We start from the raw sequence: 19806 nt of genomic DNA, 5'->3' as shown, positions 1-19806 counted from the left end.
CCCATAAATTTATGGGCTATTTTGGTCGATAAAATTGATTGAATAGCTTTATTAGTCAGCTAGAGCTTTCTTTGGCATCTGTGCTTTTACATCACTATTAATATCCTGACGTAGATAGATTCCTAACAGGAACCCCACCAGTGATAACAGCAACATATAATACGCCGGGGCCATAGGAGTCACTTTCATCAATAACGTCACCATAATAGGCGTCAATCCACCAAAAATGGCGTACGCCACATTGTAGGAGAACGAAATTCCCGTAAAGCGAACCTCTGCCGGGAATGCACGCACCATGACATAAGGCACTGCGCCGACAATACCAACACAGAATCCGGCCAGCATATAATGAGTAAATAATTGGCTCGGATCAGTCAAATTAGTATGGTAAAACGACCATGTTGATACCGCCAACATCAAGCTGCCAACCATGAAGGTTTTGCTGGAGCCAAACCGGTCAATCGCCAGACCGGCAACCACACACCCCAAGACCAGCGCGACAATCGCCAAGCTATTAGCCTGCAATGCTAATGCGGGCAGAACACCAAACTGTTTTTGCAAATAAGTCGGTGTCATCAGGATGACAACCACAATGCCGGCAGACAGTAACCAGGTCAGCAGCATGGAAACAAACACTTCTTTCTTGTGATTGACCACAACAGATTTCAGTGGCAATTCATCAGCCAAGGTTTTACGGGCCTGCATCTCTTTGAAGATGGGCGTTTCCTGCAACCAACGGCGTAAGTACATGGCAAATAAGCCAAAAACTCCACCAAGGAAGAAGGGCACACGCCAGCCCCCCTCTAAAATGGCCTGAGGACTTAAGGCCGTGTTCATCGCAGTAGCCACCAATGATCCCAACAATATCCCTGCGGTTAAACCTGCCGTTAAAGTACCGCAGGCAATACCAATACGCCGGCGTGGTACGTGCTCAGCAACAAATACCCATGCTCCAGGGACTTCGCCACCAATTGCCGCACCTTGTAATACGCGCATTAACAGCAGCAACAGCGGAGCGGCAATACCGATAGAAGCATATGTTGGCAACATACCAATCGCCAAAGTTGGCAATGCCATTAATAAAATACTCAGGGTAAACATCTTCTTACGGCCAACCAAGTCGCCAAAATGCGCCATGATAATGCCGCCCAGCGGACGTGCCAGATAACCGGCGGCAAAAATACCGAATGTCTGAACTTGGCGTAGCCACTCGGGCATATCCGTTGGGAAGAAGAGATCACCAATCACCGCAGCAAAAAAAACGAAGATGATGAAATCATAGAATTCTAATGCCCCGCCTAATGCGGCCAAAGTCAGCGTTTTATAATCTTGCTTATTCAGCCGACGATTATGATGATGTTGTTGGTCAACATGGGGCTGGGACACGTCATTTTGAGTTGAGTTGTGTTCTTGATGCATATGACACCGTAGTAAACCAGAGTAGGGGGAAAAATATTTCCAACATTTTGTAAAGTAAACATGACTATACCGTACAAAATTCCCCACACCCTTACAAATAGCATCTTATGCTGTATAAAGTTTTAATTTAGTTTCTTATATCGATAATGGCATTCTTTGGCCTAAAAGCCGCTACCACTTCAGCATTGGTCTCTATATAAGGCCCGTCCAGCAGTTGAATACAATAGGGTACACTGGCAAAAATACCCGCGACCACCACGGTCGAGTGAGCATCTTTTACCCCCTCAAGAGTTTCTTTGATAGATTTGGGCTGCCCCGGCAAGTTGATAATCAATGCCTGTTTACGGATAACTCCAACCTGGCGGGATAATATCGCGGTAGGGACAAAATGAAGGCTGATTTGGCGCATTTGTTCGCCAAAACCCGGCATTTGTCGATCAGCAATGGCCAAAGTGGCATCGGGCGTAACATCACGTCTTGCCGGCCCGGTTCCCCCGGTGGTCAACACCAAATGGCAGCCCATTTCATCGACTAACTCACACAAGGTTTGCTCTATCAGAGTTTGTTCATCGGGGATGAGGCGAGTTTCCACTACAAAGGGGGTGGTTAATGCACTCGCCAGCCACTCTTCCAGTGCTGGGATACCTTTATCCTGATATACCCCACTCGACGCGCGATCTGAGACGGAGACTAAACCTATACGTAATGTATTCATGGGACTACCTCGACGAAAAACCCTTTATCTGTGGCGAATGATAGCATACCCCATGTTGTTGGAACTGCAGTTAGTCTCAGATTACCGGCAATAAAAAAGGCGGCTTGCGCCACCTTTTTGCCAAATAACCGCGGGTAATCAATCACCGCCAGTCACATTACAGCAAGTCTGAGATCATTTTCTCAAGTTTGCCTTGGTCGATAGCAAATTTACGGATGCCATCAGCCAGTTTATCAATCGCCATTGGGTCCTGATTGTGCTGCCAGTAGAACTCAGCTTCAGTCAGTGGCGTAGGTTTAGCTTGAATTTCACCGGTATAAGCCAGTTTACGTTCTACTGGGCCTGTGCTTTCTGCCAGTTCTTTCAACAGAGATGGGGCGATAGTCAGGCGGTCACACCCAGCCAACTCAATGATTTCACCCAGATTACGGAAGCTGGCACCCATTACTACCGTTTTATAACCATGCTTTTTGTAGTACTGGTAAATCTCGGTGACGGAAACAACACCCGGGTCTTCGTGTGGCGCGAACTCTTTTTTATCGCCATTGGCTTTGTACCAGTCAAGAATACGGCCAACAAATGGTGAAATCAGGAACACACCGGCTTCAGCACAAGCGCGCGCCTGAGCAAAGGAGAACAAGAGTGTCAGGTTGCAGTTAATGCCTTCTTTTTCCAGCTGTTCCGCAGCGCGGATACCCTGCCAGGTAGAAGCCAGTTTGATAAGAATACGGTCATTGCTGATACCGGCTTCGTTATATAATTTAATCAGACGTTTGGCTTTTGCCACGCTAGCCGCGGTGTCATAGGACAGGCGAGCATCAACTTCAGTAGAAATACGGCCAGGGATCAGTTTCAGAATTTCCAAACCGATATTAACGGCCAGTTTGTCAGTCGCATCAACAATCTGCTGCGCGTGATCACTGCTTTGTTCGCGAGCCCAAGCAATGGCTTCATCAATCAGCTTGCGGTATTCGGGAATTTGGGCAGCATTCAGAATCAGTGATGGGTTGGTAGTTGCATCTTGCGGCTGATACAGTTTCATTGCCGCGATATCCCCAGTATCTGCGACTACAGTAGTGATTTGACGTAGGGAAGTAAGTTTATCGGTCATGTTGTCGTTTCTCATCGTTTGTGCATGAACTTTTGGCATGTCGCCACTTTTATCTCTGTCAAAATGGTCTTTCATCTCATTCGAAATGTTAGCCATTTCGCAATATTAGCGATTTCGACACTCTGCCTTGTCTTGATAATAACATGCGTAAGCTTCGGTGCAAGGCAGTTAAACTGATTAAAAAAAGCGCAAGCGAGCAGTCATTGGTTCGCAACCGTTTTCGCCTTTTAAAACAGCCAGAAACCGGCAGGTTAATAGCAATATCATCCATTCTCATCGTGCTGAGACGATTTAGCTAAACTATATTCTCTCGCGGCTTATCTACCAACCTATCTTAGTAATCGTCCAATCTTCTTTTTGCTGACGCGCACTTTTTGTTACAGTGTGATATATGGATAAATAGGATGTCGTTATGCTTATTGTAATTTCCCCGGCTAAAACCCTTGATTATCAAAGTCCGTTAGCAACCAAGCAGTTTACTCAGCCAGAAATGTTGGATAAGTCACAACAGCTTATCGAGATCTGCCGTGAGCTGACTCCCGCCCAAATCAGCAGTCTGATGGGAATTAGCGACAAACTGGCGGGTTTAAATGCCGCCCGCTTTAGCGAATGGCAGCCAGATTTCACACCGGACAATGCGCGCCAGGCAATCCTGGCTTTTAAAGGTGATGTTTATACCGGGATGCAGGCGCAGGATTTCAGCGCCGCCGACTTCGCTTTTGCCCAACAACATTTGCGTATGCTTTCAGGGCTTTATGGGGTGCTGCGCCCACTAGATTTAATGCAACCTTATCGTCTAGAAATGGGCATTAAACTGGCTAACCCGCGCGGTAAAGACCTCTATTCATTCTGGGGCGATCGGATAACCGAAAAACTGAATCAGGCTCTGGAGCAGCAGGGTGATAACGTGCTGATTAATCTAGCTTCTGATGAATATTTTAAAGCGGTGAAGCCCGCCAAGTTAGCCGGCTCGTTGATTAAACCGGTCTTCTTGGATGAGAAAAACGGTAAGTACAAAATTATCAGTTTTTATGCCAAAAAAGCCCGTGGGCTAATGAGCCGTTTTATTATTCAAAATAAGCTAACCAAGCCAGAACAACTGGTTGATTTTAATCTGGAAGGTTATGAATTTGATGCCGGGCTATCGGCCAAAAACGAGTTGGTGTTTAAGCGAGCGGAACAGCGCTAAAAATAGCCATGCGGCCACTCAACTAGCTGATAAACCGGGAAGTGGGCCGGTTGGGCCCTGTTTGCTTAAAATAGAACTGGCGGAGCGGCCATTGTTGCCGTCACCCCGCCAAACTTGGGAGCCAAGCCAATGGCCCCTTGTGCGGTTACTTACTTCGGCAATGCCATCAAGAAAGTGCGTAATTGCGCGAAATCTGCTGGCAAATCATGAGATAGCAGAGGTAATTGCGCCCGCACAGCCAAAGGTTTTGGCAGCGGTAATTCCTGCCCCAGAATCTCTTCAACACTCTCTTTAAATTTCGCCGGATGAGCTGTGCCAATGAACAACCCGAACTCGCCATCTTGTAATTGATCGCGTAACACGCGGTAAGCAATGGCGGCATGTGGCTCAGAGATATACCCCAAATCTGCCAGTTCCCGCATGGTGTCTTTGGTGACCTCATCACTGACGGCACCGTGAGCTAAGTCTTTCAATTGCCAGATTTTACGACGATAAAGCTCTTCAACACGCGGCCAATTGTTCGGTTGGCTGACATCCATCGCATTCGATAATGTCGCCACCGTCGGCTTCGGCTGCCACTGGCCATTAACCAAGAAGCGCGGCACGGTATCATTAGCATTGGTGGCCGCGATGAAGCGTTTTACCGGTAAACCGAGGGATTTAGCCAGCAGACCGGCGGTCAAATCGCCAAAGTTGCCACTGGGTACCGAGATAACCAATTGGTTGCGCGCCTCTTGTGGCAACTGGGCAACTGCTTCAAAGTAATAGCAAATCTGTGCCAACAAGCGACTGATATTAATAGAGTTAGCGGAGTTAAGACTCAAAGCCTGTTTTAGCTCTTCATCATCAAAAGCTTGCTTCACCAGCGCCTGACAAGCATCAAAATCGCCCTCAATCGCCACGGTGTGGATATTCCCCCCCAGGGTACAGAACAATTTCTCTTGCAGCGGGCTGATTTTGCCGCGCGGATAGAGGATAACCACGCGCACATTTTTCAGACCATAAAATGCATGCGCTACCGCCGCTCCGGTATCGCCAGAGGTTGCCGTTAAGATGGTCACCGGCTGATCTCCTGCGACCTCGGCCAGCATCTGCGCCATAAAGCGGGCGCCGAAATCTTTAAAGGCCAATGTCGGGCCATGGAACAGTTCCAGCGCGGCAATGTCATTCTCGACCTGAGCAACCGGTGCCGGGAACTCAAATGCCGTCCGAACGCGTTTGGTTAATACTTCCGGCGCAATTTCATTGCCAATAAACGCCGACAAAATACGGCTACTGCGGGTGACAAAATCCAAATCCAGCAGTTTATCAATTTCGCTAAGTTCAAACTCCGGCAACTCCAGCGGGAAGAAAAGCCCCTGCTGCTTGCCCAGGCCCTGCTTGATAGCTTGCGCGAAGTTAACCTGCTCATTGTGATCTTTAAGGTTATACAGTTTCATGCGTTATCCCAGTAGTCGTGCGCCTGCGGTATCCAGACGGCAAATATGAACAAAACCTTCGTCGTTTTGCAGGTAGTGATTTTGTAGCCAGTTCGCCATACGCTGCGCGGTTTCTATCTCGTTACACACGGCAAACAGCGTTGGGCCGGAACCGGAAATACCGCAAGCCAGTGCGCCGATATCCAGCGCTGCTTGTCGCGCTGCCGCAAAGCCCGGCAGTAATTGGGTGCGGTATGGCTCGGCGATAACATCTTTCATCATTTTAGCGGCCAAATCCGGCTGCTGAGTGTGGCAGGCGTGAATGAATCCGGCGACATTACGCCCATGCGCGATGCAATCCTGACGGCGATACTGCGCCGGTAAAATAGCGCGAGCTTCAGCGGTAGAGACTTTAATCCCCGGATACGCCATCACCCATAACCAATCGTCAAAACCGGGGACATTCTGGCTGATATAACCGGGCTGCTCGAGAATCAGTTGCATCCCGCCCAGATAACACGGCGCAACATTATCAAAATGTACACTACCAGATACCCGCCCTTCCAGCTCGCCCATCATGCCCAACAGTGTCACTTTATCCAGCGGCTTGCCACAAAACTCATTCATCGCCATCAAACCGGCCACCACGGAACAGGCGCTGGAACCTAACCCAGAGCCAATCGGCATATTTTTTTCCAGCACCATGGCGACGGGGATCTCTTTGCCCATTTCTTGGCAAAAACGTGCCCAACACTGATAAACAATATTCTCTTTTGGGTCATCGGGTAACTTGCTGACAAAGCGCCCCTCATTACGCAAACTGAAGCTATCTGCCGCTGTCACACTGACACAATCGCCAAGCAGGGTGCCGTCGAGCGGTGAAACCGCCGCCCCCAGCACATCAAACCCAACGCTGACATTGCCAATCGATGCCGGAGCATAGACCTTAACCATATTTAAACTCCCAACTTCCATGATAATGTGCGTAAAAGATCAGCAAATACCCCAGCAGCAGTCACATCATTGCCCGCGCCATAGCCGCGCAGCACCAACGGAATCGGCTGATAATAGTGGGTATAGAACGCCAACGCATTCTCACCATTCTTCACTTTATACAGTGGATCGTTACCATCGACGGCATCCATCCGAACAATACAACGCCCCTCTTCGATAACGCCGACATAACGCAATACTTTGCCTTGCTCAGCAGCATTAGCCACTAGGCGAGTAAACTCGGCATCCAGTGACGGCAGGCGAGCGAGGAAGCTGTCGACATCACCAGAAGCATCAAAACTGGCGGGTAGAACTGATTCAACCTCGATATCAGCCAGCTCAAGTTTGTACCCTGCTTCACGGGCCAAAATCAATAACTTACGCGCAACATCCATTCCAGACAAATCATCACGCGGGTCAGGCTCAGTATAACCCAGAGCTTTGGCCTGCAATGTGGCCTCAGACAAGGTCATCCCCTCATCCAGCTTGCCGAAGATAAAGGACAGTGAGCCTGATAGAATGCCAGAAAAACGCATCAGTTCGTCACCGGCATTAAGCAAATTCTGTAAGTTTTCGATAACCGGCAAACCCGCACCGACGTTAGTGTCATACAAGAATTTACGACAAGATTTTGCCGCCGCGGCGCGCATCTGGCGGTAGTAATTCATTGATGAGGTATTGGCTTTCTTATTTGGCGTCACCACGTGGAAACCATCTGCCAGGAAATCAGCATATTGGTCAGCAACCGCCTGGCTGGAAGTACAGTCGACAATCACCGGATTGAGCAAGTGGTACTCTTTGACCAAGCGAATCAGGCGGCTTAGGTTAAACGGCTCTTTGACTTCAGCCAGTTCCTGACGCCAATTATCCAGCGCAATGCCGTGCACATTGGTCAGCATCGCTTTGGAGTTGGCAATCCCACACACGCGCAAGTCGATATGGCGCTGTTTCAGCCAAGGCTGCTGGCGATAGATTTGCTCGATTAATGCTCCACCGACGCCACCCACACCAATGACAAACACTTCAATCACTTGGTCGGTATTGAACAGCATCTGGTGACAAACACGCACCCCGGTAGTGACCGCATCATTACTGACCACCACCGAAATGGAGCGCTCGGACGAACCTTGTGCAATCGCAATAATATTAATATTGGCGCGGGCTAATGCGGAGAAGAAGCGGGCTGAAATGCCACGCAGAGTGCGCATGCCGTCGCCAACCACCGAAATTATCGCCAAGTGTTCCATCACATCCAATGGCTCTAATAAGCCATCTTTCAATTCCAGATAAAATTCGTCTACTAATGCTCTGCGGGCGCGGGTTAACTCACTTTGAGGCACACAAAAACTGATGCTGTACTCAGAAGAAGATTGAGTTATCAGCACCACTGAAATGCCGCTGCGAGACATCACGGCAAAAACGCGGGCTGCCATGCCGACCATGCCCTTCATGCCGGGGCCAGACACGTTAATCATGGCCATATTATTCAGGTTGGTGATGCCTTTCACCGGGAAACCATCATCACTGCTTTCCCCGCCAATCAGGGTGCCAGGGGCTTGTGGGTTCGAGGTATTTTTAATCAGGCAAGGAATTTGGAACTGGGCGATGGGGGCGATAGTGCGGGGGTGAAGGACTGAAGCGCCAAAGTAAGAAAGCTCCATCGCCTCTTGATAGGACATCGATTTCAGTAATCGAGCATCGGGGACTACCCGTGGGTCGCAAGTATAAACGCCATCAACATCAGTCCAAATTTCACAACAATCAGCGCGCAAACAGGCGGCCAGCACCGCAGCAGAATAGTCAGAACCATTGCGCCCCAGCACCACTAACTCGCCTTTGTCATTCCCGGCAGTGAAACCCGCCATCAGAATGATATGGTCAGTTGGGATACTGCTGGCACCAATGCGGCGGGTGGACTCCGTGATATCGACGGTAGACTCAAGGTAATGGCCCTGCGCCAGCAATTTTTCAACCGGATTGATAACGCTGACCTGATAACCTTTAGCTTGGAATAACGCCTCCATGATAGCAATGGACAGCTTTTCACCACGGCAGATAATGGCGGCATTGATGCTATCCGGGCATTGGCCAAGCAATGATATCCCGTGCAAAACATGCTTGAGTTGCGCAAACTCATGAGCAACCAGCGCTTTTAAGCGCTCATAATCAAAGCCCGGTTGAGCATCTGCCAATCCACGCAGCAACTCGGAAAAAATCCGCTCAGCATCACTGATATTCGGCGAGATATCTTGCCCGGCAACCATTTTGTCGATCATCGCGACCAGATGATTGGTAATTTTGGCGGGAGCGGACAACACCGTAGCCACTTGCCCCTGACGCGCATTATTTTCAATGATATCCGCAACACGCATAAAGCGCTCTGCATTTGCTACTGATGTCCCGCCAAATTTCAGCACTCGCATTTCTGGTTCTCTCCCGCTTTCGCGCTTTTTTATCGCAAACTTTTTTGCAAAGATTTGAGTGAAAAAAAAACCCGCACTGTCTAGGTGCGGGCTTTTTTCTGTTGTTTCCTGTACGCGTCAGCCCGCCCCGTAACCTGTGGTTTCGGTGGTGGTAATAATTGTTGTGTTCAGGCTGATGTATCGCATTCGTCTGTCTGTCTCATAAATAATATGTTTCTACCTCTATTGGTTAAAGCAATCGGCCCTTCAAGTCAAATTTTTTCCATCGCCGAGCCAAAGAAACTAACCACTCCCGGGTGAGTTATTATCTCATCAGATGGGGATAATCAGACGATAAAAACAAAATCAGAGCAAAAAATTCAGATATTAAAACCATAAAAACACAGTTAATCAGCATAATGTATTTTATGGTTTTTTTACTCAATTAAGAGGAAATACGAACACTGGAAATTAATCCGCTGATTAAACCCGAGAGGAGCGCCATGATAGAAACACATCCAATCAGAAACAAATTCGCCCTATTCCAGCCCGTCATTGGCTAAAATGAGGTTAAAAGCAACAAAATTGAAAACTTTGCCACTTAAGTTTACATTTAACTAACATTAATGATAATTCTTCTAATGCTTTCAGGCGAAATAGGCCTCTAATAGGGAAAGTCGACTTATCGGCATGATGCCCAGACAATATTGATTTTAAACAATAAAAATCAACCAATTAGAAAAATCATTTTTTTGTTACCTCTGATGCACAATTTTTAATATTAATAACACTGAATCGATCACAAAATTTAACCAACTATCGCTTAAGCTGGTATTCTTGTAAGTCTTTTTCACAAAAGTGTTAACGTGCTACAATTGAATTTGATATATGTCAACAAAGCGTAGTTTTGTTGGGTGGTAGATTCGGCTCACACTGTTATATTGCTGTTAATAGGGTTAGGATATGCGCCGCTTTTGTCACCTTTGGGGCTGTAGGGAGTCACACCCCGACCAAGCTAGTGATGTTGTTGACGTTGATGGAAAGTGCATCAAGAACGCGTTTACGTACTTTAGTCATGTGATGAACGGGATGACGAGTAACTAGTCAATAAAAATCCTAATATAACAAAGACTTCTGTACTTCCTATTTCTATTTTGTTGGCAATTTTAGGTAGCAAACATGCAGACCCCGCACATTCTGATCGTAGAAGACGAGATAGTTACTCGTAACACCCTGAAGAGCATTTTCGAGGCGGAAGGCTATGTTGTTCATGAGGCCAATGATGGCGCAGAAATGCACCACATTTTGTCTGAGAATGATATCAACTTAGTTATCATGGACATCAATCTGCCGGGCAAAAATGGCCTGTTGCTGGCACGAGAACTTCGTGAACAAGCAAGTGTTGCCCTAATGTTCCTGACAGGCCGTGATAACGAAGTAGATAAGATCCTTGGGCTAGAAATTGGCGCCGATGATTACATTACCAAACCGTTTAATCCGCGCGAATTGACCATTCGGGCTCGTAACTTGCTGTCACGCACCATGAATTTGGGTAGCGTCGGCGAAGAGCGCCGCTTGGTTGAAAGCTATAAATTCAATGGCTGGGAGCTGGATATCAATAGTCGCTCATTGATAAGCCCTGCTGGCGAGCATTATAAGCTGCCGCGCAGTGAGTTCCGCGCCATGCTGCACTTCTGTGAAAACCCAGGGAAAATTCAATCCCGTGGCGAATTACTAAAGAAAATGACCGGTCGCGAGCTGAAACCGCATGATCGTACTGTTGACGTCACCATCCGTCGTATTCGTAAGCATTTTGAATCGACGCCAGACACCCCAGAAATCATCGCCACTATCCACGGCGAAGGTTATCGTTTCTGTGGTGACTTGGAAGAGTAACCCTCTGCTTGATGTCTACAAAAAAGCCAGCTGAAAATGCTGGCTTTTTACTTTTCTACTGTTCACGCCACGGCATAATGGGCACCGCGCTGATTGCGTTTTTCGGTGAGCCGTCGACGATTCTATCGGAGTAAGTCAGGTAGATTAAAGCATTACGTTTCGGGTCATAGAAACGCACCACTTGTAGCTTTTTAAACACCAATGAAGTTCGCTTCTGAAAAACCACCGAACCCTCGGATTTTCTATTCTTAATTTTGTCACTTAACTCAATTGGCCCGACTTGCTGGCAGGAAATCGCAGCATCAGAAGTATCTTCCGCCAACCCTAACCCACCTTTGATACCGCCGGTTTTTGCCCGGCTGATATAACAAGTTACATTTTTAACATCAGGGTCATCAAAGGCCTCAACCACAATTTTATGGTCAGGCCCGAGCAATTTAAATACCGTATCAACGGAGCCAATTTCCTCGGCATGGGCAGTTATTGCCGCCAAAGAAAGCATGCAACCAAGGAATATCCAATTTTTTTTCATACACTTACTCCATGCCGCTGAATAACGTTATCCAACGTTAAAAAATTTCGCTAATAATAAAACATTCGTTAAAAAGTCATTTTATAAATCTTAGATGCATTTTTAACACACAACACCACTAAATTCTTAAGCAGTCGGGAGCATAAAAAGTTGCTACTATGCGCCAGAGCTATACTTTTCATGACGACTAATACCCTAAATTTAGGCCGTTTTACGAGGAAGATCTATGGATCAAGCCAGTATCATTCGTGATTTGCTTAGCTGGCTAGAAAGTCATTTAGACCAGCCTTTAGCGTTGGACAATGTCGCTGCCAAAGCTGGCTATTCCAAATGGCATTTACAGCGAATGTTCAAGGATGTCACCGGGAATGCTATCGGTGCGTATATCCGCGCCAGAAGGCTGTCAAAAGCCGCTGTTGCATTACGATTAACTAGCCGCCCTATTCTGGATATTGCCCTGCAATATCGATTTGATTCGCAGCAAACTTTCACCCGAGCCTTTAAGAAACAGTTTGCGCAAACACCGGCATTGTACCGCCGAGCAGAAGATTGGCATTCAGCAGGGATATGTCCGCCGATTCGACTCGGGTCATATACTCTGCCTCAGCCTGAATTTATTTCTTTACCTGAGCAACATTTGGTCGGGCTGACACAAAGTTACTCTTGTACGCTTGAGCAAATATCGACTCATCGTACTGAGTTGCGGGCGCATTTTTGGCAGCAGTATTTGGGGGACGCCGACCATTTGCCCCCGGTACTTTATGGCTTGCACCACTCCCGCCCCAATCAGGAGAAAGACGACGAGCAAGAGATTTTCTACACCACCGCCATTGAACCCCAACATGTGCCGGGTAATGTGCAGGAAGGGCAACCGGTTATCTTACAAGGTGGTGAGTATGTCCAGTTTAGCTATGATGGGCCGCCAGAAGGGTTGCAGGACTTCATCCTGACACTGTATGGCACCTGTTTGCCGCAGTTAGAGCTAACCCGCAGGTGTGGATACGATATCGAGCGCTTCTTCCCCCATGGCAGGCCGAAAGACGGGCCTCCGGCTTCGCTAAAGTGTGAGTATCTCATTCCCATCCGGCGTTAACGTTGTAGCTCATCCAGTGCTGGCATATCCAAATGAGCGGTATCGCCAGCACTTTCAATCACCCAGCCAGAAGCCAGCCACGGGCTTTCCTGATAATCCACGCGAGATAGTGAACAGTTGCGCAACCGCAAGCGCCGTTCGGCATGAGGGGGCAACCCCAGCAATGTACTTAACAAACACCCCAGCGCCATACCATGGCTCACCAGCAACGGCTTACTGCCAGCAGGGAGCTCAAGACAACTATCCAACGCCGCGCGCATCCGCCATCCAAGCTCTGCCATCGACTCGCCACCAGGAATTCGGCCGCCTTGGGTACCATTGACCATCTGCTTGCGCCACTGTTCTTCTTCCGGCGTTAAGCTTTCAATCGGACGCGTTTCCAGTACCCCCATATTCAGTTCACGCAGGCGTGGGTCAGTTACCATTTTTAGGCCACAAGCATCGGCGATAATCTTGGCTGTCTGCTGTGTACGCCCAAGGTCACTGGTAATGATATGTGTGATTCCTTGATTGCTAACCCGTTGCGCAACCAAGTGCGCCTGACGTTCACCCACCTCGGTCAGTGGGCTGTCCGATTGGCCCTGAATCTGGCGCGATGCGTTCCATACGGTTTCGCCGTGACGCACGAGAAATACCTGTAGCATGTCATTTTTCCGTTATACTGCGTGAAATAAACATTTGCCTATCTCATCGATTTTTAAGGATATTGAACTCATTATGTACCATGTTGTTGCCGCCACTACCAACCCTGCAAAGATTAAGGCTATCAGCCTCGCTTTTGATGACGTTTATGGTACCGGTCAATATCGTATTGAAGGTGTGAATGTCGATAGCGGTGTTCCCCTGCAGCCGATCGGCAGCACTGAGACACGCACCGGTGCCAGACAGCGCGTGAGCAATGCACGTCAGATACGCCCTGAAGCTGATTTTTGGGTCGGAGTTGAAGCAGGTATTGAAGATAACATGACCTTTGCATGGATGGTAATTGAGCACTTACAGTTGCGGGGGGAATCCCGCTCTGCCAGTTTGATGCTACCCGATATTATATTGCAAGGGATTCGCCAAGGCCGTGAGCTGGGCGACGAAATGGCAGATTTAACGGGAATATCGAACGTAAAACACCAGGGCGGAGCCATCGGCATTTTTACCGATGGAAAATTGAGCCGCACCAGTGTCTATCATCAGGCCCTGTTGCTGGCACTGGTGCCGTTTCACAATGAAATTTACCAGCGCCCGACATCGTAATTAGTTTTTATCCGTCAATAGCTGCGCTTCGAGCCAACTTTTCAACTGTGGAGGGGCAGCTTTGAGGCTATTGGAGCCACGGGTGATGGTTGCAATACCGGCTCCCAATTCATTTTTCAGTTCACGCTGGCTTAGTTCCCCGCGCATTAACTCCTCAATGATACGCACCCTTGTTCCCAACGCCGTGCGCTCATCAGGTGTCAGCATCAACTGCAAAAGAGGAAGATGGAGGTCTTGCGCAATCGCGTCCTGCAACAGCGCAACAAAAGTCAGCCAGTGCTGATTATCCTCAGTCGACAGATTTGGGTCGGTCAATCGTAGTTTTGTCATGATATGCAACCATACTATTTAACTAGTACAGAAGCATACCATAACCTCACCTTTCGCCAAAGTGCTGGCAGCCACAGGTCAGTGCGCGCAGCTCCCCCCGATAGCCTCAAGGACGAAGAGGGTTAATACCGCCTTTGCCACTCCGCATCACTCAACACTTTAGCGGGGCGATTCATAAAATGCCGATAAAATGCATCATACGCCAAGACATTCTTTACATAACCGCGTGTTTCTGAGAATGGAATACTTTCGATGAAGGCTACGGCATCCACTTGCCCACCACTGTTACCCAACCAAGTATTTACCCGCGATGGGCCTGCGTTATAAGCCGCGCTGGATAAAATGCGGTTGCGGCCAAATTGCTGATAGACCTCTTCCAGATAGCTGGTGCCTATCTCAATGTTGGTGACAGGGTCGAGCAACTGGCTGCTATTGACGTAGCCGGGGATATTATTCAGTTTGACCGTGTGCTCCGCAGTCCGTGGCATCACTTGCATCAGGCCGGTGGCACCAACAGGCGATTGTGCTTTCGGGTTCCAGGCACTTTCCTGACGGGCAATCGCCATAGCATAACTTGGTGTGATGCCCTTGCCTTCCGTCGCCTGACGGAACTCTTTCGGCCAAGCCAGTGGGAAGCGCTCTTCCAGATGGTCCCATAGCTTGGCAACAATGGTCGCCTGAACACTCAGGTCGGCCCATTTCTGATTAAATGCATAACGCGCCAGAGCTTCCTGCTCAGGTTTGCTGCGGCTCGCCACCAGATAACTCCACTCATTGCGCGCCAGATTATCCATATTCCAATACATCAACTCGCGCACCCGGGCGATTTCCGGCCGCTGAGCCAGTGATGCATCCGGTTTGGTCGCAACTTCAACATTAATCGGGTAAGGAACCCCTAGTTTTTGTGCGGCGACCATGGGATAGAAACCTCGCTCCTGCATCAAGCTGCGCAAGATGGCTTCGCCCTCGGCTTTCTTGCCTTGCTCTAACAGCAGCGAAGCACGCCAGTAGCGCCACTCATCTTTATTTTGCGCCTCCGCCGGTAAACGCGCCATCCATGCGGCCAATCCTTGACGGTCACCACTGCCCAAGGACATGCGGATACGGCGCTCCAGCAGTGGCGTGGAATGGCTACGTAAGGCGACTTGATCTCGCCATTTGGCTTGGTCGTAAGTCGCGTCATTGCCCATCAAACGCCAAGCAACCGCCTCTTCCAATTCCAGCTTCTCGCTGTCACTCATTTTTTGCAGCCGCACTAAGGTTGGGATCATCGCGCGCGCATTTTCCACGTCCTGACGTGCCAATCGCGTAAATGCAATGATGGTGGCTGAGCGGGTAAAGTCGGTCGGCCCGACAGTGCGGGCAAAGCTTTCGACACTGGCGGGGTCACTTTGCAATTTTGCCAGTGCCGTCCCCATAGTCTGATAATCTGCCGGCAGTTGTTTGAGTAAATAACTGACTAAACTGGCATTTCCCTCTTTTAGCGCCAGCTTCATGCGGGCCAATGTTGCCAGTGGCGTTTGATGTCCGGCCTGCTGCCAGACACTGAATAATTTATCACAGCTGCCCGGTAGCGCCTGGCCGTTGAGCCAAATTTCACTGGCACCATCCCAAGCCACTTGCTGCTCGCCAGTCGCCCACTTGGCATAGTAATAATTACAGCGGGCCGCCGCCGGTTTAGGGGCTTGCGGGCTGAACGCCAATAACCCACGCCAATCCTCGCGGCGCGCCAATTCATTAACAAAACGCGATGACAATGAACTTGCTGGCGGCAACGTCGGGTTGCGACTCAGGAAATCGGTCACTTGTGCCGCACTCACTTGGCTTAAATCTTGAGTTAACTGGCGGTATTCCAGATACGGATACAGCGGATAATCGCGCAACGTTGGCAGCAATTGTGCCACGGTATCCATCTGATTGTTGTCCCAAGCCAGTTTAACTTGCTGATAGCGTTGCCGTTGGGCATCAATGGAGTCAGCAAATGCCACTCCTGAAGTCGTCACCAGACACACGCCAATCGCCAGATATCGCCACTTGTCCATACTCACTGTTTCCTCACCGGTTGTTGGCTACTGCATTTTGCTTACCGCAACTTCTGATTAGCTTAGTCATCATTAGTTCCGGCAGCAGGACATACTAACTAAGAGTTTCATCTGATAGCCAGCGATTACACGCACGAATAGTCATGGAAAATTAATATTTCTGGGTGATAGTTTAAACGCTGGATGGCATTCTCGGGGCTGGAGATGGCGAACAACAGAATAATTCACTAGGTAATGGCTTAGTATTCACTGAGTTAACAACTATTTGCGACCAAATATTTTGACTTTATTATCTCAGATCAAGACACTATTTTGATAAAAATCTACTATCCTTGCTTAATATAACTTTGTTGTTGTAAATATATCATTCAGAATCATTTTTTTGTCTTCCAATAAAAATCAAATAATTAAGGAACTGAATATTTTCACGGAAGAGTATTCACTACCCTACACCGTTAACCTTAACGGTAATGAGATAAAAAAACGGATAGATAGACTTCAGATTTTTAATTTTTAAGAAGGTTCTTTCAATGCAAAACTCATCAAACCATAAAACTGCCTCGCCGCCAGAAGGTAAAGCTTGGTATCAACTTACTGTGGAAGAATCTTTGCAGCAGCTCAATAGCCGCGAAGAAGGGTTAAGCCAACAAGACGCCGAAGAGCGCCTTAAGCAATATGGCCCCAATGCGCTGCCTGCCAAAAAAAGTAAGCACCCACTCCTGCAATTTCTCGCCCATTTTAATGACGTCCTGATTTACATTTTATTAGCCGCAGCGCTGGTCAAAGGCCTGATGGGCCATTCTGTCGACACCATAATCATTCTTTGTGTGGCGGTTATTAATGCATTAATTGGTTATGTTCAGGAAAATAAAGCTGAGAAATCGCTGAAAAGCATTCAAAACATGCTTTCCAGTAAAGCTGTTGTTATCCGTGATGGTAACGCAAAAACCATTGACGCACAGGATTTGGTGCCGGGTGATATCGTCACATTGAAGCCGGGGGATAAGATCCCCGCTGACCTGCGGTTACTCGAAGCCCATAACCTCCAGATTGAAGAAGCTATCCTGACTGGCGAATCAACTGTTGTTGAAAAGCAAATTGAAGTTATTGCTAATGAATCAGTGATTGGTGACCGTAAAAACCTGTTGTTCTCGGGGACGACGATCAGTGCCGGCACGGCGAAAGGCGTGGTGATTGCCAGTGGCGGTGATACTGAACTGGGCCATATCAACCAAATGATGTCGGCCGTTGAAGCAACACGTACTCCGCTACTGCAACAGATGGACCGCTTGGGCAAAGCGATTTTCATCCTAATTCTGGTGATGATGGCCTTCTTGTTCGTCTTCGCCTTTATCTTGCGCGACTTGCCGGTCGATGAACTGCTGCTAGCCTTGATAAGTTTGGCGGTCGCCTCTGTTCCTGAGGGTTTGCCGGCCATTATTTCGATTATTCTGTCCCTCGGGGTGCAGGCGATGGCGCGCAATCGCGCGATTATTCGCAAGCTGCCAACAGTCGAAACCTTAGGGGCCATGACCGTCGTCTGTTCCGATAAAACCGGCACCTTGACGATGAACGAAATGACCGTCAAAGCGGTGATTCTGGCTGATAATTGCTACCGAGTAACCGGTGAAAGCTACGAGCCAGTGGGTAATATTTACCCAGAGGGCAGTGACCAACAAGCTTCTCTTGCCGGGCCGTTAAAAACATTTATCACTGCGGTGAATTTATGTAATGACAGCCAGATTCAAAAGAATGATCAAGGTCATTGGACTATCGTGGGCGGCCCCACCGAGGGGGCCTTAAAAGTTCTGGCGGCCAAATCAGGTATTGCGCTCGACCAAGTCACTCAGCACGGTAAAATTCCTTTTGATTCAGCCTACAAATATATGGCTACCAGCCATCAGATTGGGGCCGAGAACTGTATTTTCCTGACCGGCGCACCAGATGTGCTGTTCACTTTCTGCCAGCAAGAACTGACGGATAAAGGGGTTATTCCTTTCCGCCGTGATTACTGGGATGCCGAGATGACGCGCTACACCAAGCAGGGCCTGCGCATGCTGGCGGCAGCTTATCGTCCAACAGAACAGGCGGTTAGCGAGTTAGAACACCGTGATATCCAGCAAGGCATGGTGTTTGTCGGCATCGCCGGCATGATGGACCCACCACGCCCTGAAGCTATCGACGCTATTGCCACCTGCCAGCAGGCGGGAATCCGCGTGAAGATGATAACCGGCGACCATCAAGAAACCGCGATGGCCATTGGCGCGATGCTGGGGATAGGAAATGGGAAAGACTCCATTACCGGTGGCCAGTTGGAGCATATGGATGATAAAGAACTGGCGGAAGCCGCTGTTCGTTATGATATTTTTGCCCGTACCAGCCCGGAACATAAACTGCGTCTGGTAAAAGCATTGCAAGAGAAAGGTGAAATTGTCGGGATGACCGGCGATGGCGTTAACGACGCACCGGCACTGAAACAGGCCGATGTCGGCATCGCCATGGGCATCAAGGGCACTGAGGTCACCAAAGAAGCCGCCGATATGGTGCTGTCAGATGACAACTTCGCCACAATTGCCAGTGCGGTTGAAGAAGGCCGCCGTGTCTACGACAACCTGAAAAAAACCATTTTGTTTGTGTTGCCGACCAACTTGGCGCAAGGGCTGTTAATCATCTTTGCTATCTTGGTGGGAGCCGTTATTCCCCTGACGCCACTGCAAATTCTCTGGATAAACATGGCCACCTCCACCACACTTTCTTTCGGTTTGGCATTTGAACCGGCAGAAAGAGGCATCATGCGCCGCAACCCGCGCGACCCATCAAAACATGTGTTAGACGGCCATGCCATTTGGCGCATCGCATTCGTCGGTACCTTGATTGCATGCAGCGCCTTTGCCCTGGAAGCCTATATGGAACCACGCGGCTACAGCACTGAATTTATCCGTACTGTACTGATGCAAACTTTGGTCACCGCGCAATGGATTTACATGTTTAACTGCCGGGTTATGGACAGATTCCCACTGAACAAAGAAGTCTTTGTGAACAAGGGATTGTGGTTAGTTTCTGGGGTGCTAATTCTGTTGCAGTTAGCCATTATCTATCTGCCATTTATGAATACCGCTTTCGGCACCGAGCCATTACCGGCTTACTACTGGGGCGTAACACTGCTGGTTTCTATCGCCATCTTCTTGATTGTCGAAGTGGAAAAATGGGTTATTGGGCGCTTCAACCGCACATCAAACTCCATCTGATATCCCCAGCCTCTACAACTCAAGCCCGGCCATTCGCCGGGCTTTTTTTATTTATTACAAAGAGAATTTAAGATAAATCCCATATTACCAACACCACGACTATTATTATGCCAATTAATTCTTATAATAGATTGGCGGCGATTTACCATTCGACTGCGGCCATTAACATGTGA

General features: G+C 48.6%; 16 protein-coding genes, 1 pseudogene and 1 other annotated feature. Of the genes and pseudogenes, 5 read left to right on the top strand and 12 right to left on the bottom strand.

Annotation, left to right across the window (positions count from 1 at the left end):
- Positions 1 to 51: 51 nt before the first annotated feature.
- The 3 genes from D5F51_RS03615 to tal form a co-directional block, all read right to left on the bottom strand.
- A complete protein-coding gene (locus D5F51_RS03615) occupies positions 52 to 1419 on the bottom strand; it encodes an MFS transporter (protein WP_129195635.1) in 1368 nt (455 codons plus the stop codon).
- Between the two features lie 127 nt (positions 1420 to 1546).
- The gene (gene mog, locus D5F51_RS03610; protein ID WP_129195634.1) at positions 1547 to 2134 is read right to left on the bottom strand and encodes a molybdopterin adenylyltransferase; all 588 of its coding nucleotides are present in this window, start codon (positions 2132 to 2134) and stop codon (positions 1547 to 1549) included.
- 157 nt (positions 2135 to 2291) lie between these two features.
- The gene (gene tal, locus D5F51_RS03605) at positions 2292 to 3245 is read right to left on the bottom strand and encodes a transaldolase (protein ID WP_129195633.1); all 954 of its coding nucleotides are present in this window, start codon (positions 3243 to 3245) and stop codon (positions 2292 to 2294) included.
- A 412-nt stretch (positions 3246 to 3657) separates the two neighbouring features.
- Between tal and yaaA the strand changes: the two genes are divergently transcribed.
- Positions 3658 to 4434 (top strand): peroxide stress protein YaaA, encoded by a 777-nt coding sequence (gene yaaA / locus D5F51_RS03595; RefSeq protein ID WP_129195631.1) that lies wholly within the window; start codon positions 3658 to 3660, stop codon positions 4432 to 4434.
- Positions 4435 to 4583: 149 nt separating this feature from the next.
- Here the strand turns inward: yaaA and thrC are convergent, their stop codons facing one another.
- The 5 genes and pseudogenes from thrC to yjjY form a co-directional block, all read right to left on the bottom strand.
- A complete protein-coding gene (gene thrC, locus D5F51_RS03590; RefSeq protein ID WP_129195630.1) occupies positions 4584 to 5873 on the bottom strand; it encodes a threonine synthase in 1290 nt (429 codons plus the stop codon).
- Positions 5874 to 5876: 3 nt separating this feature from the next.
- Positions 5877 to 6806, bottom strand: a complete 930-nt coding sequence (gene thrB, locus D5F51_RS03585; RefSeq protein WP_025379569.1) for a homoserine kinase — start codon at positions 6804 to 6806, stop codon at positions 5877 to 5879.
- 2 nt (positions 6807 to 6808) lie between these two features.
- Entirely contained in the window at positions 6809 to 9268 is a 2460-nt protein-coding gene (gene thrA / locus D5F51_RS03580) for a bifunctional aspartate kinase/homoserine dehydrogenase I (protein ID WP_129195629.1), read from the bottom strand.
- Positions 9269 to 9328: 60 nt separating this feature from the next.
- Positions 9329 to 9447: a sequence feature (Thr leader region), on the bottom strand.
- Positions 9386 to 9454 carry a thr operon leader peptide gene (thrL, locus tag D5F51_RS03575; RefSeq protein ID WP_002231504.1) on the bottom strand — a complete coding sequence of 23 codons (69 nt, stop codon included), beginning with the start codon at positions 9452 to 9454 and terminating at the stop codon, positions 9386 to 9388. Its footprint overlaps the feature before it by 62 nt.
- A gap of 795 nt (positions 9455 to 10249) precedes the next feature.
- Positions 10250 to 10324 (bottom strand): annotated as a pseudogene (gene yjjY, locus D5F51_RS22700) (protein YjjY); the annotation flags it as partial.
- Between the two features lie 102 nt (positions 10325 to 10426).
- Here yjjY and arcA point away from each other — a divergent pair.
- Complete coding sequence (arcA, locus tag D5F51_RS03570; RefSeq protein WP_004706052.1) at positions 10427 to 11143, top strand: two-component system response regulator ArcA; 717 nt, start codon at positions 10427 to 10429, stop codon at positions 11141 to 11143.
- A gap of 55 nt (positions 11144 to 11198) precedes the next feature.
- Here arcA and creA read toward each other — a convergent pair whose 3' ends face one another.
- Positions 11199 to 11675, bottom strand: a complete 477-nt coding sequence (creA, locus tag D5F51_RS03565) for a protein CreA (RefSeq protein ID WP_025379571.1) — start codon at positions 11673 to 11675, stop codon at positions 11199 to 11201.
- 226 nt (positions 11676 to 11901) lie between these two features.
- Here creA and robA point away from each other — a divergent pair, with 226 nt between their 5' ends.
- Complete coding sequence (gene robA / locus D5F51_RS03560; RefSeq protein ID WP_129195628.1) at positions 11902 to 12768, top strand: MDR efflux pump AcrAB transcriptional activator RobA; 867 nt, start codon at positions 11902 to 11904, stop codon at positions 12766 to 12768.
- Here the strand turns inward: robA and gpmB are convergent.
- A complete protein-coding gene (gpmB, locus tag D5F51_RS03555; RefSeq protein ID WP_025379573.1) occupies positions 12765 to 13412 on the bottom strand; it encodes a 2,3-diphosphoglycerate-dependent phosphoglycerate mutase GpmB in 648 nt (215 codons plus the stop codon). The genes robA and gpmB overlap by 4 nt on opposite strands.
- A 73-nt stretch (positions 13413 to 13485) precedes the next feature.
- Between gpmB and yjjX the strand changes: the two genes are divergently transcribed.
- Complete coding sequence (gene yjjX, locus D5F51_RS03550) at positions 13486 to 14013, top strand: inosine/xanthosine triphosphatase (protein ID WP_025379574.1); 528 nt, start codon at positions 13486 to 13488, stop codon at positions 14011 to 14013.
- On the opposite strand, the gene trpR is transcribed toward yjjX, so the two are convergent.
- Positions 14014 to 14343, bottom strand: coding sequence for a trp operon repressor (gene trpR / locus D5F51_RS03545; protein ID WP_025379575.1), 330 nt, complete (start codon positions 14341 to 14343; stop codon positions 14014 to 14016).
- Positions 14344 to 14465: 122 nt separating this feature from the next.
- A complete protein-coding gene (gene sltY / locus D5F51_RS03540) occupies positions 14466 to 16385 on the bottom strand; it encodes a murein transglycosylase (protein WP_025379576.1) in 1920 nt (639 codons plus the stop codon).
- A gap of 530 nt (positions 16386 to 16915) precedes the next feature.
- On the opposite strand from sltY, the gene D5F51_RS03535 reads away from it, so the two are divergent.
- Complete coding sequence (locus tag D5F51_RS03535; protein ID WP_025379577.1) at positions 16916 to 19633, top strand: cation-transporting P-type ATPase; 2718 nt, start codon at positions 16916 to 16918, stop codon at positions 19631 to 19633.
- Positions 19634 to 19806 lie beyond the last annotated feature (173 nt).

The sequence above is a fragment of the Yersinia hibernica genome (assembly GCF_004124235.1).
Taxonomy (GTDB): domain Bacteria; phylum Pseudomonadota; class Gammaproteobacteria; order Enterobacterales; family Enterobacteriaceae; genus Yersinia; species Yersinia hibernica.
The sequence above is the reverse complement of the archived record's forward strand: the minus strand, read 5'-3'. Positions and strand labels throughout refer to the sequence as shown.